This window comes from Micromonospora sp. CA-269861 (assembly GCF_050948505.1).
In the GTDB taxonomy this organism is placed as follows: domain Bacteria; phylum Actinomycetota; class Actinomycetes; order Mycobacteriales; family Micromonosporaceae; genus Micromonospora.
Map to the genome: position 1 here is coordinate 3,611,592 of NZ_CP192014.1, position 13,402 is coordinate 3,624,993.

The 13,402-nt window shown below is 71.5% G+C and carries 12 protein-coding genes; 7 read left to right on the forward strand and 5 right to left on the reverse strand.

Features of this window, described 5'->3' with window-relative positions; genetic code table 11:
• Nucleotides 1–10 precede the first annotated feature (10 nt).
• On the reverse strand, nucleotides 11–1,144 hold the full coding sequence (locus ACQP0U_RS16790) for a carboxylate-amine ligase (protein WP_433308089.1): 1,134 nt from the start codon (nucleotides 1,142–1,144) through the stop codon (nucleotides 11–13).
• 274 nt (nucleotides 1,145–1,418) lie between these two features.
• Nucleotides 1,419–1,604, reverse strand: a complete 186-nt coding sequence (locus tag ACQP0U_RS16795) for a hypothetical protein (RefSeq protein WP_433308092.1) — start codon at nucleotides 1,602–1,604, stop codon at nucleotides 1,419–1,421.
• Between the two features lie 199 nt (nucleotides 1,605–1,803).
• On the opposite strand from ACQP0U_RS16795, the gene ACQP0U_RS16800 reads away from it, so the two are divergent.
• Together ACQP0U_RS16800 and ACQP0U_RS16805 are read left to right on the forward strand one after the other, a co-directional pair.
• Nucleotides 1,804–2,028 (forward strand): winged helix-turn-helix domain-containing protein, encoded by a 225-nt coding sequence (locus ACQP0U_RS16800; RefSeq protein WP_433308095.1) that lies wholly within the window; start codon nucleotides 1,804–1,806, stop codon nucleotides 2,026–2,028.
• Between the two features lie 65 nt (nucleotides 2,029–2,093).
• Nucleotides 2,094–3,416 (forward strand): flavin monoamine oxidase family protein, encoded by a 1,323-nt coding sequence (locus ACQP0U_RS16805; RefSeq protein WP_433308097.1) that lies wholly within the window; start codon nucleotides 2,094–2,096, stop codon nucleotides 3,414–3,416.
• Nucleotides 3,417–3,529: 113 nt separating this feature from the next.
• Here the strand turns inward: ACQP0U_RS16805 and ACQP0U_RS16810 are convergent, their stop codons facing one another.
• Nucleotides 3,530–5,758 (reverse strand): discoidin domain-containing protein, encoded by a 2,229-nt coding sequence (locus tag ACQP0U_RS16810; RefSeq protein WP_433308099.1) that lies wholly within the window; start codon nucleotides 5,756–5,758, stop codon nucleotides 3,530–3,532.
• 226 nt (nucleotides 5,759–5,984) lie between these two features.
• Nucleotides 5,985–7,184 (reverse strand): ROK family protein, encoded by a 1,200-nt coding sequence (locus ACQP0U_RS16815; RefSeq protein WP_433308100.1) that lies wholly within the window; start codon nucleotides 7,182–7,184, stop codon nucleotides 5,985–5,987.
• A gap of 235 nt (nucleotides 7,185–7,419) precedes the next feature.
• Here ACQP0U_RS16815 and ACQP0U_RS16820 point away from each other — a divergent pair, with 235 nt between their 5' ends.
• The 5 genes from ACQP0U_RS16820 (at nucleotide 7,420) to ACQP0U_RS16840 (ending at nucleotide 12,796) form a co-directional block, all read left to right on the forward strand.
• Entirely contained in the window at nucleotides 7,420–8,718 is a 1,299-nt protein-coding gene (locus ACQP0U_RS16820; protein ID WP_433308101.1) for an ABC transporter substrate-binding protein, read from the forward strand.
• Between the two features lie 70 nt (nucleotides 8,719–8,788).
• On the forward strand, nucleotides 8,789–9,781 hold the full coding sequence (locus tag ACQP0U_RS16825; RefSeq protein WP_433308103.1) for a carbohydrate ABC transporter permease: 993 nt from the start codon (nucleotides 8,789–8,791) through the stop codon (nucleotides 9,779–9,781).
• Nucleotides 9,774–10,613, forward strand: coding sequence for a carbohydrate ABC transporter permease (locus ACQP0U_RS16830; protein ID WP_091398610.1), 840 nt, complete (start codon nucleotides 9,774–9,776; stop codon nucleotides 10,611–10,613). The genes ACQP0U_RS16825 and ACQP0U_RS16830 overlap by 8 nt, the downstream gene beginning before the upstream one ends.
• A 29-nt stretch (nucleotides 10,614–10,642) precedes the next feature.
• Nucleotides 10,643–12,019 (forward strand): GH1 family beta-glucosidase, encoded by a 1,377-nt coding sequence (locus tag ACQP0U_RS16835; protein ID WP_433308104.1) that lies wholly within the window; start codon nucleotides 10,643–10,645, stop codon nucleotides 12,017–12,019.
• Nucleotides 12,020–12,127: 108 nt separating this feature from the next.
• Nucleotides 12,128–12,796: a TMEM175 family protein gene (locus ACQP0U_RS16840; RefSeq protein WP_433308106.1), complete on the forward strand. Its 669-nt coding sequence runs from the start codon at nucleotides 12,128–12,130 to the stop codon at nucleotides 12,794–12,796.
• Here the strand turns inward: ACQP0U_RS16840 and ACQP0U_RS16845 are convergent.
• Nucleotides 12,783–13,364, reverse strand: coding sequence for a nucleotidyltransferase family protein (locus ACQP0U_RS16845; RefSeq protein WP_433308108.1), 582 nt, complete (start codon nucleotides 13,362–13,364; stop codon nucleotides 12,783–12,785). The two genes, ACQP0U_RS16840 and ACQP0U_RS16845, sit on opposite strands and share 14 nt — an antisense overlap.
• Nucleotides 13,365–13,402 lie beyond the last annotated feature (38 nt).

Here is a 13,402-nt window from a genome sequence, read left to right on the forward strand (position 1 = left end):
GGGACGGGTGTCAGCCGGCGCCCGTGCGGGTGACCAGGTCGTCGAGGACCGCGCGCAGGTCGCCGGTACGTTCCAACACCCGCCGCTGCCGTGTCGCGCCGGTGCCGTCGCGGCGCAGTCGGGCGAGCTGCGCCAACACGTACCCGAGGTCACCGTGGCGCAGCAGGGCCGGGGCGATCACCGCCATCAGCTCGTCGACGAGCGCCCAGGCGGGCCGGGTGCCACCGCCCCGCAGGTCGATCAGCTGGCCGTCGAGGCCGTCGTGAGCGGCCCGCCAGTGCGCCGCCGCGACCAGGCAGTCCCGGACGTTCGGGGCGGTCACGCCGGCGCGTACGTCGTCGGCGAGGGTGGCCACGAGGGAGCGGACCAGCGCGGCGACCAGCACCGCGTCGTCCACCTCGGTGCAGACGTCGCCGACCCGCACCTCCACCGTCGGGTACGCCGACGACGGCCGGGCGTACCAGTAGACCATCGCCGCGTCGAGCATGATGCCGGCGGCGATCAGCTCGTCGACAGTGCGGTCGTAGTCGGCGACGGAGTCGAAGTACGGCGTCGGTCCGATGCTGGGCCACCGTTCCAGCTGCATCGAGCGCCAGCTCGCGTGCCCGGTGTCGTACCCGTCGTGCAGCGGCGAGTTGGTGGTGATCGCCTGCACCACCGGTAGCCACAGCCGCAGGTGGTTGCAGACCTGCACGGCCAGTTCCCGGTCGGGCAGCCCGACGTGCACGTGGCAGCCGCACACCGCCGGGTCGTGCGCCACCGGCCCGTACCGGCGCGACATCGCGTGGTAGCGCGGCTCGTCAGGGACCGTGCGGTGCGGCTCGGCCACCGGGGTGGCGCCGACCGCCACCAGCCGGGCCCCGGCCGCCGCGGCCGCCGCGGCGGCCGAGCGGCGCAACGTCACCAGGTGCGCGCGCAGTTCGGTGAGGTCGGCACAGACCGGGGTGACCATCTCCACCATGCTGTGCCGGAACTCCTGGCGGCTCTGGTCCCGCGCGGGGCCGCGCAGCGCGGCGAGCACCTGGTTGGCGACCGGCAGGTTCCGGCCGCTGTCCGGGTCGAGCAGCAGGTACTCCTCCTCCACGCCGAGCGTGAGGGTGGACAGGTCGGGCGCGGTGTCGACGGCGGTCGGACGGTACGCCATGGCCCCTCCCCATCACCCTGCTGCGGCCGGTGCCTCGGGTTCCCGAGCGCCCCTGCGGCAAACGCACCATCAGGGCGTCGCCAGGGCCGTCGCGCGCGCGGTGCGAAAGGCCCGTTCGGCCGCGTTGTCCGTCAGGGCGACGGCCGTCCGGTACGCCTCGACGGCCTTCCCGCCCCCGGCCGAGCCGAGCCAACAGGTCGGCGCGGACCACGTGGTAGACGTGGTGGCCAGCTAGGTCGAGGCGATCCGCCTCGACCGGTGCCGGGAAGTCGTTTCAGGAGAAGACGCGACAGCGCGAGGTGTGCTGGCCCAGCGCCTCGGCCATCTCGTGCAGCGCCGTGAACGGCTCGACCGGCAGCGCGTCGCCACATTCGCCGCACTCGATCCGGTCGATCCGGACCGGCCACCGCCACACATCGACATTGACGGGCACCTGCATCGGCTTCTCCTCGGGCAGCACCGGCAACCACCTCCGCACGAAAGGGGCGGGGCGCCCCGCCCCTGGGAGGAGTCGGGACGCCCCAGCAATCGGCAGCGGCTCGCACCGACTCGCTGTCCACCACGGGCCGCGCCTCATCCTTCGCAATCTAGTGCCAGCAATGCCAGCAGGGCAACCAGTGCCAGGCGTGTCAACAGTGCCCGTACGGGTAGGCGGCACCATGGCGCCCGTGCCCATCCCGCACTCAGCGCGAGAAATCACGGACGACCTGGCCCGCCGCATCGGTTCCGGGGAGTTTCCGCGCGGCTCGCGCTTGCCGACCTACGATGCTCTGGCTGAGGAGTACGGGTCGGCCAGGCGGACGGTCGCCCGAGCAGTCGACACACTCAAGGCACGCGGGCTGGTCGTAGGCGTACCCGGCTCTGGTATCTACGTCGCGGAGTAGCTCCATCGGCCCACCGATCAGCGCCGGGAGTCATGCGCCGGGCGGTTGCGGGTAAGCAGCGCGCCGTGAGCGACGGCTTGCGGGTGGTCGTGGTCGGCGCCGGCTTCTCCGGTCTCGCGGCCGCGCTGGCGTTGAGCCGCGCCGGTGCCCAGGTGCGGGTGCTGGAGGCCCGCGACCGGGTGGGTGGACGGGTGCTGACCCGGTGGCTGCCGGAGCTGACGCAGCTCGACCTGGGGGCGCAGTGGATCGGCCCGACCCAGGACCGGATGTACGCGCTCGTCGCCGAGCACGGCCTGGCCACCTTCGCCTCGGCGTCGGTCGGCGCGCCCACAGTGCTCTGGGCCGGTGAGCGCCGGGCCGAGCCGCCGGTACAGGTGGGCCGGGTGCTGGGCCTGCTCGACGAGTACGCCTCGCGACTGGACCCGGCCGCGCCCTGGGCGACGCCGGAGGCCGCACGGTGGGACCGGACGACAGTCGGCGGCTGGCTCGCCACGGTGGCCGGGGACGACGACACGGCCGACTACCTGGGGAGGGTGCTCGCCGGCGGGCTGCTGGCCACCGGCGCGGACGAACTGTCCCTGTTGCACCTGCTGTTCTACCTGCGCAGCGCCGGCGGGACCGGGCCGTTGCTGGGGATGGCCGGCGGCGCGCAGCAGGACCGGATCGTGGGTGGGCCGTCGGCGCTGGCCGAGCGGATGGCCACCGCCCTGCCGCCGGGGGCGCTGACGCTTGCCGCGCCGGTGCGGGCCATCGAACAGACCGTCGACGGCGCGACGGCGTGGACCGACACCGGGCGCGTCGACGGCGACGCTGTGGTGGTCGCGCTGGCCCCGGCACTGGCCGGCCGGATCCGGTACGACCCGCCGATGCCCCCGCTGCGTGACGGGCTCACCCAGCGGATGCCGATGGGTTCGGCGCTGAAGGTGCACGCCGTCTACCCGGAGCCGTTCTGGCGTGCCGACGGGCGATCCGGGGTGGCCACCAGCAGCGCCGGGCCGCTCACCGAGACGGTCGACAACTCCACCCCGACCGCGCCGCTCGGGGTGCTGACCGGGTTCAGCTACTCCACCGACGCCGCCGCGCTGCGCGTCATGTCCCCCGCGCGGCGTCGGCGATGCCTGCTGGAGGCGTTCGCCAGCGTGGTCGGGCCGCGCGCGGAAGACCCGGTGGACCTCGTCGAGTACGACTGGTCGGCCGAGGAGTGGACCCGGGGCTGCTTCTCCGGCGCGCTCACCCCGGGCTCGTGGCGGACGTACGGTCCGCACCTGCGGGCGCCGGTGGGGCGGGTGCACTGGGCGGGCACCGAGACGGCCACCCGCTGGAGTGGCTACCTGGAGGGCGCGGTGCTTGCCGGTGAGCGGGCGGCCGCCGAGGTGCTTGCCGGTTGAACGGGTACGACCGCGGCCGGCCCGGTCTCGGCGGGACCGGGCCGGCCTCGGCCCACGGTGCGACCCGGCCGACCCGGTCCGTCAGAGGTCCGGGCTGGCGCGGGCGCCCCGGGTCAGGGGTAGGTGGTCAGGTACACCGTCTGGTTGGCCGCGTTCGCGGTGCCACCGGCGTTGTTGATCACCCGGTTGATGGTGCCGACGCCACCGAGCGAGACGGTCACCATGTTGGTGAAGCGCACGTTCGCGTTGACGGGCACCTCGAAGGACCGTTCCTCGACCACCGCGGGGTTGACGTTGAAGTAGCTGTAGCTACCCAGCCCCCACGCCTGGTGACTGGTCACCGAATCGGCGACCTTGTACGCGGCGTAGCCCCGCGTCGACCCGTTCATCCAGGCCGCCTGGTTCGGTACGTCGTAGGGCAGCTCGTTCTGGTAGAAGTACGTCCGCCCGCCGTTGCCGTTCCAGATGGTCTGGTACTTCTGGTAGTGCTCGACGAAGAGGCCGTACATGGTGACGTTGTCGCCGTTGACGGTGAGCCCGGTGTCGGCGGTGTTCAGCGTCCACCCGGTCGGTACGCCGCTGGCCGCGTGGTCGGCCCGCCACAGCCACATGTGGTCGCCGATCACGTTGTCGCTGTTGACGGTGAGCGTGTTGGTGGCCCTGCCGATGTGCGGCCCGCCGATGCGGAAGAACACGTCGTGCAGCGAGGTCGGGTTCGAGGCGTGGCTCGCGGACGAGCCGGACGGCCCGACCTCCATCAGCACCGGCGAGTTCGTCGTGCCGGCCTCGAACATGATGCCGGCAACCTTGACGCCGTCCACGTCGGCCACCCGCATGCCCACGGTCCCGTTGTCGGCCTGGATGGTGGCCAGGCCGAGGCCCAGGATCACCGTGTCGGCCCGGTTGACCTGGATCGGCTCGGTGACGCGGTGCACGCCCGGGGTGAAGAGCAGGTGCTTGCCCTGGGCAAGGGCCGCATTGATGGTGGCGGCGCTGGTGCCGGGCTGGACCACGAAGAACTGCGACAGCGACAGGGACGAGCCGGCCGGGGTCTTGTTGTACCAGCTGGTGCCCGTCGAGTTGGTGCGCAGCGCGGGCACGAACACCCGGTACTCACCGCTGCCGGTCACGTAGAGGAACGGCTTCTCCCGGACCTGGGGGGTCTGGGCGATGACGGTGTGCGACGGGTTGGGGAAGCTCGGCGCCGGTGCGCCGTTGACGCCCTGGAAGACCATGTTCCACACCGAGCCGGTCCAGCCGTTGCCGAACTCGCTGTTGCGGGAGTACCACTGCTGCTGCGAGCCGGAGACGACCAGGCCGTCGATGCGGGTGTCGGCCAGCAGGCCGCCGCTGGACCAGCCGTCGCCACCGTTCCAGAGCTGGATCTGGTTCTGCGCACCGCGCAGGTGCATCCGCCGGTACGGCGCGGCCTGGGACACCGCCCACCGTTCCACGGTCTGCCCGGCGGGCAGGGTGACCGAGAGGTTCTCGGCGGCCCGCCAGAAGTTCTGGGTGGCGTTGCCGCCCATCCAGAACGCCTCGGCGCGGACGTGGCCGTTGAGGTTGACGTCGTCCGGGCTCATGCCGAGTCCGGCGACCTGGGTGAAGAAGCCGAGGTTGACGTCGGCGGTGTAGTTGCCCGGCTTGAACAGCACCGCGTAGCGCTGCGGGCCGAACTGGTTGGTCTCCTGCTGGGTGAACAGGGTGTTCAGTCGACTCTGGATCGTCGACGTGGGCGTGCTCGGGTCGAAGACGAACGTGTTCGACCCGAGGTTGGGGTTGTACGGGTCGGTGGGCGTCACCGGGGGTTCGTTGGTGCCGCCGCCGGTCTCGCCGTAGACCTGGAACTCCCAGAGCGAGTAGCCGTAGCCGGTGCCCCGGGCGGTGCCGTACATGCGGACGTAGCGGCCGGCGCCGGAGACGGTGAGGTTCTGGGTGCCGCCGGTGCCGGTGGTGGTCGAGTAGATCGTGGTCCAGGTGGACGCGTTGTCGGAGGTCTGGAGCTGGAAGGCCCGGCCGTACGCGCCCTCCCAGCGCAGGTTGACCTGGGTGATGGTGGCGCGGGCGCCCAGGTCGACCTGGAGCCACTGCGGGTCGCTGAACGCGCTGGACCAGCGGGTGCCGGTGTTGCCGTCGACGGCGGCGGAGGCCGGGGTTCCACCGTTCTCGGTGGACGAGGCGGTGGCCGGGCGGCCCTGGGACAGCAGGACGGGGGCGGCCTGCGCGGGTGTCGTGGCGCCGGTCGGGGTGAGCGCCGCGACCAGGGCCACGGTGAGCCCGACGAGCAGGTGCCGGACGGCCCGTCGGGGACGCGGGCGTACGGATGTTGCACGAGATGTCATGACATTACCTGTCGCTAGGGGGTGACGGGGTGCCGCGGGGATGGGATCGGCTCGTCCCGTGACGCCGTGGATGGTGCCGCCGATGCGGCGTCGCGGACCGGAGAGCGCTCTCGTAGGAGTGTTGCGGCGAGATTGCGGCGGCGTCAAGACATCGATCTATAACACTGTTATTTATCCCGAGGATCGGATTTGTGTAATTCGCCGTCGGCGGCGACGTCGTCCGCGATCAGCGGCGCACGCCACCCTCGGTGAGAAAGCGGGCGATCGGGAGGGTGGCCGCGCCCAGCGCCACCGCGTCCACGCCGAGCCGGCACAGCTCGATCGACGCCTGCTCGTACGGTTGGCGCAGCGCCTGCCGGCCGGCGGCCTCCCGCACGGCCGGCAGCAGGTCGCCGAGGGCCATCGCCGCCCAGCCGCCGAGCACCACGCGCTCCGGGTTGAACAGGTTGATCAGGTTGGCCACCCCGGCGCCGAGGTAGCCGGCGGTGTCGTCCAGCACCCGTCGGGCGGTGGCCGAGGTCTCGGCGGCGGCGACCAGTGCGGCGATCTGGGACTCCTCGTCCTCGCCCGGCACCTGTCGACCCCGGCGGGCCTCCCGGTAGCGGTCGATGATCGCCTCCGCCCCCACGTACGCCTCCAGGCAGCCGCGCGCGCCGCAGCGGCAGGCCCGGCCGCCGTACACCAGGGTGGTGTGCCCCCACTCCCCCGCGCTGCTGGACGCGCCGCGGTAGGTCGCGCCGTTGGTCACCACCGACGCGCCCACCCCGGAGCCGACGAGCGCGAAGACGGCGTGCCTGGCGCCCCGGCCGGCGCCGAACCACATCTCGGCCTGACCGAGGGTCTTCGCGCCGTTGTCGATGTGCAGCGGCAGGTCGGTGCCGGCGCCGATCAGACGCTCCAGCGGCACCCGGTCCCAGCCGAGGGCCTGGGCGTGCACGACGGCCTCGGCGCCCTGCTCGACCACGCCGGAGACGCCGATGCCGACGCCGAGCACGGCACCGGGGGCCACCCCGGCCTGGCCGGTCACCGCGTCGATGCCGGCCAGCACGTGCCCCGCCACCAGGTCGGGCTCGGTACGGGCCGGGTCGAGCGGGTACTCGACGCTGGCCAACAGGGTCATCGCGAAGTCGAACAGCTCCACCCGGACCCGGGTCTCGCCGACGTCCACGCCGATCACGAAGGCGAAGCGGGGCGCGATCCGCAGCAGCATGCTGGGCCGGCCGCCGTCGGACTCGGCGGCGCCGGCCTCGGCGACCAGCCCTTCGTCGATCATGTCGGCCACCACGTTGCTGACCGCCGGCTGACTCAGCCCGGTGCTGCGCACCAGGTCCTGCCGGGTGAGCGGGCCGTCCAGGAAGAGCTTGGTCAGCAGGGCGGACCTGTTGCGCAGCCGCACGCTGCGGTTGGTGGCACGCGCCAGCTCCACTCGTCACCTCGTTCCCGTCGGCCGTTCGAGGCGACTGTAACCGCCTCGTGCTTGACGACCCACCGACCAGCAACTTTAATGACGACATAAATTAAGCCGTGATGTAACTCCCGGGAAACGCCGACGGACCCCGACGGCGCACCCCCGAACCCTGTCCGCAGCCGGCCCCCGTCGCCCGACCCCTATCGGCGACGGAGGTCGGCGGACCCCCACCACGCACCGGAAGGGCTGACCCGTGTCGAGACGACACCTCGGGATATTCACCGCCGCCGTACTGGCGGCCGCCTCGCTGACCGCCTGCGGTGGCTCCGGCGACGACTCCGCCGCATCACCCAAGACGCTCACCTACTGGGCCAGCAACCAGGGCGCCAGCCTGGAGGCCGACAAGACCATCCTCCAGCCGGAGTTGGACAAGTTCGAGAAGCAGACCGGGATCAAGGTCACCGTCGAGGTGGTCCCCTGGTCGGATCTGCTCAACCGCCTGCTGGCCGCCGCCGCCTCCGGCAAGGGCCCGGACGTGGTCAACATCGGCAACACCTGGTCGGCGTCGCTGCAGGCCACCGGCGCGCTCGTCGAGTTCGACGACGCCACCCTGCAGGCCGTCGGCGGCAAGGACCGGATCGTGCCCGCCGCGCTCGCCGCCGCCGGCGCCCCCGGCAAGCCGCCGGCCGCCGTGCCGCTCTACAGCATGGCGTACAGCCTGTACTACAACAAGAAGTCGTTCGCCGACGCCGGCATCACCGCGCCGCCGACCACCTGGGAGCAGCTCGCCGAGTACGGCAAGAAGCTGAGCACCGGCGGCAAGTGGGGTCTGGCGATCGAGGGGGCCAACCCGTCGGAGAACGCGCACCACGCCTTCACCTTCAGCCAGCAGTACGGCGGCGAGTGGTTCGACTCGGCCGGCAAGCCGACCTTCGACACCCCGCAGAACGTCTCGGCGATCAAGCGGTACATCGACTTCATGGCCGCCGACAAGATCACCAACCCGAGCAACGCCGAGTACGCGCAGAACCAGTCGGTCTCCGACTTCGCCAACGGCAAGGCCGCCATGCTGCTGTGGCAGTCCGCCGGGTCGAACCTGAAGACGCAGAACATGCCCGCCGACGCGTACGGGGTTGCCCCGGTGCCGTTCCTGGCCAGCCCGCCGGCCGGCGGCAAGAAGGTCAACAGCATGGTCGCCGGGATCAACATGGCGGTCTTCAAGCACACCAAGAACAAGGACGGCGCGCTGAGCTTCGTCAAGTTCATGACCAGCGACGAGGAGCAGACGATCCTCAACAAGACGTACGGATCGCTGCCTGCGGTGAAGACCGCGGCCTCCGACCCGGCGTTCAGCGCGACCGAGCAGAAGACCATCCAGGAGACCCTGGTCACCACCGCGGCCCCGCTGCCGCAGGTGCCCGACGAGAGCACCTTCGAGACCCTGGTCGGCACCGCGATGAAGGAGTTGTTCGCCGACGCGGCCAGCGGCAAGCCGGTCACCGAGCAGTCGGTGAAGGCCAAGCTGACCGACGCGCAGCAGAAGATGCGCTGACCCAGGCGTCACCGGTGGCCGTGGTCGGGCGCTGAGCCCGGCCACGGCCACCGCCTCCGAGAGGACCCCGATGGCAACCAGCACCACCGCGCCGGACGCCGACCGGCGCGAACCCCGGGCCGGGTCGCCGGCCCGGGGGCCGGCCCGCCGGCCCCGCGGCCCCCGCCGCTCGCTCCTGCCGTATCTGCTGCTCGCACCGGCCGTCGTGCTGGAACTCGCCATCCACGTGATCCCGATGGTGGTCGGGGTCTGGATGAGCCTGCTGGAGCTGACCCAGTTCCACATCCGCGACTGGTCCACCGCGCCCTTCATCGGGCTGGAGAACTACCGGGCGACGCTCGACCTGAACAGCGCCGCCGGCAAGGAACTGCTGCACTCGTTCTGGGTCACCCTGGCCTACAGCCTGCTCTCGGTCGGGTTCGCCTGGCTGCTCGGCATCTCCGCGGCGGTCGTCCTGCAACGGCCGTTCCGTGGACGGGCGATCCTGCGGGCGCTGTTCCTCACCCCGTACGCGCTGCCGGTCTACGCCGCCGTGATCACCTGGAGCTTCCTGCTGCAACGCGACACCGGCCTGGTCAACCACGTGCTGGTGGACCAGCTCGGGCTGATGGACGACAGGCCGTTCTGGTTGATCGGCGACAACAGCTTCTGGTCGCTGCTCGTCGTGTCGGTCTGGCGCAACTGGCCGTTCGCCTTCCTGTGCCTGATGGCCGGGCTGCAGAACGTGCCGGGCGAGCTGTACGAGGCCGCCGCGATCGACGGCGCCGGGTTCTGGCGCCGGCTGCGCTCGGTCACCCTGCCGATGCTGCGGCCGGTCAACCTGGTGCTGCTGCTGGTGCTGTTCCTGTGGACGTTCAACGACTTCAACACCCCGTTCGTGCTGTTCGGCGGCTCCGCGCCGGAACAGGCCGACCTCATCTCCATCCACATCTACCGCAGCTCCTTCAAGACCTGGGACTTCGGCTCCGGGTCGGCGATGTCGGTGGCGCTGCTGCTGTTCCTGCTGGTCGTCTCGGCCGTGTACCTGCTGATCACCAACCGTCGGAGGGACGACCATGCGTGAGACCGCCGGCGAGCGCTGGGGCCGGCGCATCGTGCTGACCCTGCTCACCCTCTTCGTCGTCATCCCGCTCTACGTGATGGTCACGTCGGCGGCGAAGCCGTTGCAGGACGTGCAGAACGGCTTCACCTGGTGGCCCAGCCGACCCACCCTGCAACCGTTCATCGACATGTGGAGCACCGTGCCGCTGGCCCGGTACCTCGTGAACAGCCTGGTGGTGTCGAGCATCGCGGCGGTCTGCTCGGTGGCGGTGGCCATCTTCGCCGCGTTCGCGGTGAGCCGGTACCGGTTCCGCGGCCGGGGTGTCTTCTCGGTGACGGTGCTGTCCACGCAGATGTTCCCCGGCATCCTGTTCCTGCTGCCGCTGTTCCTCATCTACGTCAACCTGGGCAACGCGACCGGCATCGAGCTGTACGCCAGCCGTACCGGCCTGGTCATCACGTACCTGACCTTCTCGCTGCCGTTCTCGATCTGGATGCTGGTCGGCTACTTCGACTCGATCCCCCGGGGTCTGGACGAGGCCGCGCAGGTCGACGGGGCCGGTCCGCTGCGCACCCTGTTCCAGGTCATCCTGCCGGCCGCCGTCCCCGGCGTCGTCGCGGTCACCGTGTACGCGTTCATGACCGCGTGGGGTGAGGTGCTCTTCGCGTCGGTCATGACCGACGAGGGCAGCCGCACCCTGGCCGTCGGCCTGCAGGGCTACTCCACCCAGTTCAACGTGTACTGGAACCAGATCATGGCCGCCTCGCTGGTGGTCAGCATCCCGGTCGTCGTCGGGTTCCTGGCCCTGCAGCGGTACTTCGTCGCCGGCCTCACCGCCGGCGCTGTCAAGTGAGTCATTCAACCCCAGAGGAGAACCGACCCGTGCCCGACCTGTCCAAGCTGCCACCCGACTTTCTCTGGGGTGTCGCCACGGCGGCGTACCAGATCGAGGGGGCCGTCGACGTCGACGGCCGGGCGCCGTCCATCTGGGACACCTTCTCGGCGAGCCCCGGCAACGTCGACAACGGCGACACCGGCGCGGTGGCGTGCGACCACTACCACCGGTGGCCGGAGGATCTGGCGCTGCTGCGCCGACTCGGCGTGGACGCGTACCGTTTCTCGGTGGCCTGGCCCCGGGTCATGCCCGACGGCGTCGGGCGGGTCAACGCCGCCGGGCTGGACTTCTACGACCGGCTCGTCGACACGTTGCTCACCGACGGGATCCGGCCGTTCGTCACGCTCTACCACTGGGATCTGCCGCAGGTTCTGCAGGACCGGGGCGGTTGGCCGGAGCGCGCCACCGCCGAGGCGTTCGCCGACTACGCGGCGGTGGTCGCCGCCCGCCTCGGTGACCGGGTCGCCGACTGGAACACGGTCAACGAGCCGCTCTGCGTGTGCTGGATCGGGCATCTGGAGGGGCGGATGGCCCCCGGTGAGCGCGACCTCACCCGCGCGGTGCACGCCTCGCACCATGTGCTGCTCGGGCACGGCCTGGCCACCCAGGCGATCCGCGCCAACGCCGCCCGGCCGGCGTCGGTGGGCCTGGTGCTCAACCTCAGCCCGATCGAGGCGGCGACCGACCGACCCGAGGACATCGCGGCGGCCCGCCGGGCCGACGGGCACGTCAACAGGTGGTGGCTGGACCCGATCCACGGGCGCGGCTACCCCGCCGACATGATCGCCACCTACGGGGTCGAGCCGCCGGTACGCGGCGACGACCTGACGGTGATCGCCACACCCACTGACTTCCTCGGCGTCAACTACTACTTCCGTCAGCTGGTGGTCGACGACCCGACCGGTGCGGCCCCGTACGCCCGGCAGGTGCCGGTGCCCGGCTCGGTGGAGACCGCGATGGGCTGGGAGATGTACCCGGCGGGCCTGGAGCGGCTGCTCGTCGACGTGCACGAGGAGTACCGACCGGGCCGGATCATCGTCACCGAGAGCGGCTCGGCGTGGCCGGACGAGGTCACCGCGGACGGCACGGTGGAGGACAAGGAGCGCACCGACCACCTGGAGCAGCACCTGGCGGCGTGCGCGTCGGCGGTGGCCAGAGGGGTCCCCCTGGACGGCTACTTCGTCTGGTCGCTGCTGGACAACTTCGAGTGGGCGTACGGCTACGACAAGCGCTTCGGGCTGGTGCACGTCGACTACGCGACCCAGCGCCGGACGGTGAAGGCGAGCGGGCTGCGCTACGCCGAGCTGATCCGCGCCCACCAGCGGCTCGCCCGCACGACCGGCACCGCGACGCCGGTGGCCTGAACGGGGGCGTGCGGCCGGCCGCCCGGGGTCGACACCCCGGGCGGCCGTTCCCGTTCCGATCGGACGAAACCGCCGCCGGCCGCCGCGCGCAGTGGCTAGCCTGCGGCAATGTCCGCAGCACCTGACGAGGTCGAGCAGCCCTCTCCCCGGGGGCAGGTGTCCGCCACCGACCGGATGACGGCCTTCAGCGACGGCGTCTTCGCCATCGTCATCACGCTGCTGGTCATCGAGTTGCGGGTGCCGGAATACCACGAGGGCGAGTTGCTGACCGGCCTGCTCGACGAGGGCGCCTCGTACCTGGCCTTCGTGGTGTCCTTCGTCTACATCGGGGTGCTCTGGCTCAACCACCACGCGCTGCTGCGGCTGATCCGGGGCACCACGCTCACGCTGAGCTGGATCAACCTCGGTGTGCTCTTCGGCGCGGTGATCATCCCTTTCCCCACCGCGGTGCTGGCGTCGGCGTTCACCCATGGCAACATCGACGACCAGCGTGCGGCCGTCGCCCTGTACGCGCTGGCCGCGGCCCTGATGTCGGCTCCCTGGCTGGTGTTCTTCGGCTACCTGCACCGCCACCCGGCGCTGCTCGAACGCCACGTCGACCCCGCGTACGTGCGGACGCAGCGGCTGCGACCGGTCACCGGCCTGATCCTGTACGGGCTCAGCGGTCTGCTCGGCTGGTTCGTCAGTCCGCTTCTGGGCCTGATCGGCGTCATCGTCATGATCAGCTATCACGCGGTCACCAGCGAGGGGCTGCCCCGCTGGCTCACCCGTCGCTGACCGGACGGAGTCGGAGCAGGTCGGCCGGGGTGTCGAGGTCGACCGGGGAGCCGAGGTCGTCGCAGGGCACCTCGACCACCAGGTCCGGTCGGTCGCGCAGCAGGTCGCGGGCCCCCCGGTCGCCGACGGCGTACCCCTTCAGCAGCGGCCAGGTCTGCCGACCCAGCAGGATCGGGTGCCCGGGGCGGCCGGCGTAGGTGGCGACCGCGACGACCGCGCCGGCGGCGTACGCCGCACGCACCCGGCGCACCGCGGCCGGGCTGAGCAGCGGCTGGTCGACGAGGACCACGACGGCGGCCGGTACGGCGGCCGGCAGCGAGGCCAGACCCCGCAGCAGCGACGAGCCCAGCCCGTCGGACCAGCGATGGTTCCGGACCGGCACCGCGCCGGGCAGGTCGGGCACCTGGTCGGCGCCCGCGCCGAGCACCACGTGCACGGGTGCGCATCCGCCGTCGCCGAGCAGCCGGATCGCGCGCCGCACCAGCGGCTCGCCGTCCAGCTCGACAAGCGCCTTCGGCCGGCCGTAGCGCCGCCCCGCGCCGGCGGCCAGCAGCAGTCCGGCGGTCACCGTCGTCACCTCCCGTACGAAGGGCTTTGCGTTATTCG

Excerpts from the sequence above, each read along its gene's own strand:
- ACQP0U_RS16790 (WP_433308089.1), bottom strand. The coding sequence starts at position 1,144 with ATGGCGTACCGTCCGACCGCCGTCGACACCGCGCCCGACCTGTCCACC.
- ACQP0U_RS16800 (WP_433308095.1), top strand. The coding sequence starts at position 1,804 with ATGGCGCCCGTGCCCATCCCGCACTCAGCGCGAGAAATCACGGACGAC.
- ACQP0U_RS16810 (WP_433308099.1), bottom strand. The coding sequence starts at position 5,758 with ATGACATCTCGTGCAACATCCGTACGCCCGCGTCCCCGACGGGCCGTC.
- ACQP0U_RS16825 (WP_433308103.1), top strand. The coding sequence starts at position 8,789 with ATGGCAACCAGCACCACCGCGCCGGACGCCGACCGGCGCGAACCCCGG.
- ACQP0U_RS16830 (WP_091398610.1), top strand. The coding sequence starts at position 9,774 with ATGCGTGAGACCGCCGGCGAGCGCTGGGGCCGGCGCATCGTGCTGACC.
- ACQP0U_RS16840 (WP_433308106.1), top strand. The coding sequence starts at position 12,128 with ATGTCCGCAGCACCTGACGAGGTCGAGCAGCCCTCTCCCCGGGGGCAG.